Below are 1,260 nucleotides of genomic sequence, written 5' to 3' on the forward strand. Positions count from 1 at the left end.
GCCGACGACGGCACGTCCTCCAGCGAGGCCAAGCCCGGCAAGAGCGCGCAGTTCCCGAGCAGCGCCGCCGGCCTTGTCGGCGTACAGGAGCGCGACACCGCGCTGGAGGGCGAAATACAGCCGTTCCTAGGTATGTTCTTTGAGGCGTACGCCCACGGCGACCGGGCGGCCATGTCGCGCTTCACCGACGGCACCCCGATCGGCGGCCTGGCCGACTCGGTGAGCTTCGTCCAGGTCAAGGAGGTCGTGGCGCCCAAGGGGCCGGCGGGGCAGCGCACCGTCACCGCGACGGTCGTCTGGCAGGTCCTGGGAGGCGGCTCGAACGGCCAACTGGACCAGGGCTACCAGCTCACGATGGTGAAGAAGGGCGCGGCCTGGTACGTCCGAGACATTCGCGGCGCAACCGAGCCGGGCGCATCATGAGACAGCAGCGGGGACCGTCCCCCACCACGCCCGCCGAGCCAGGAAGGTAGCCAGTCGATGCTGCACCACGTCATGGCGTCGATACCGCACGAGGTCTTGGCGGCACCGCCGCAGAACAACGACGAGCTCAACACCGGCCGGCTCGCGGACTGGCTGCGGCAGATCTTCGGCCCGCTGTTCCTGGTGATCGTCTCCATTGTGGCGGTCTTCTTTCTGTTCACGCGTGAGATCACGCGTTTCGTCCAGTTCATCGTCCTCGCGATCGGGATCGGAGTGGTCTTCTACGTGCCCAACATCATCGAGACCACGGCCAAGGCCATAGCGAAGGCCCTGGGTGTGGAGATCACCTGACTTCCGGACCTGGCGGACACCGAGGTCGGGCGGCCCCCGCACGCGGGGCCCGGCAGTCGACACTGTGCTTGCACAGTTAGGGGAGTAGGGGCGTGGATCTACCCACGTACACGAACATATGGCGCATCGAGAAGCGGCTTTACAAGCTGTACGACCTGCGGCTTCCGATGCCACTGCCGCTGGTTCAGATCGGTGTGTTCGCCGGCGTGTTCGTGCCCTGGATCCTGCTGCTGAAATTCACCGGGATCCCCTTCGAGTCACCCTGGCACGTCCTCTACATCGTCCCCCCGGGCGTCCTCACCTGGCTGGCCACCCGGCCCGTCATCGAGGGCAAGCGCCTCACCGAGCTCCTGCTCTCCCAGGGCCGCTACCTCGCCGAACCCCGCACCTGGTGCCGCCTCACCCCGATCCGCGAACCCCGCGAGGTCGTGATCGTGGCCCGCGTGTGGCGCCGCCGCGGCGCCACACGCGGGCCACGATCACGAC

3 protein-coding genes are annotated in these 1,260 nt (G+C 67.5%); all 3 read left to right on the forward strand.

Annotated features, from left to right (window positions below; genetic code table 11):
- A partial coding sequence (locus E1298_RS47000; RefSeq protein WP_131903812.1) for a conjugal transfer protein occupies window positions 1-423 on the forward strand: 423 nt, incomplete at its 5' end.
- Window positions 424-480: 57 nt separating this feature from the next.
- Complete coding sequence (locus tag E1298_RS47005) at window positions 481-774, forward strand: hypothetical protein (protein WP_131903813.1); 294 nt, start codon at window positions 481-483, stop codon at window positions 772-774.
- A gap of 92 nt (window positions 775-866) precedes the next feature.
- Window positions 867-1,260: conjugal transfer protein (locus E1298_RS47010; RefSeq protein WP_131903814.1), on the forward strand; the 394-nt coding region annotated here is incomplete at its 3' end.

Origin of the sequence: Actinomadura rubrisoli (assembly GCF_004349215.1) — a bacterium.
Taxonomy (GTDB): domain Bacteria; phylum Actinomycetota; class Actinomycetes; order Streptosporangiales; family Streptosporangiaceae; genus Spirillospora; species Spirillospora rubrisoli.

Excerpts from the sequence above, each read along its gene's own strand:
- E1298_RS47005 (WP_131903813.1), top strand. The coding sequence starts at position 481 with ATGCTGCACCACGTCATGGCGTCGATACCGCACGAGGTCTTGGCGGCA.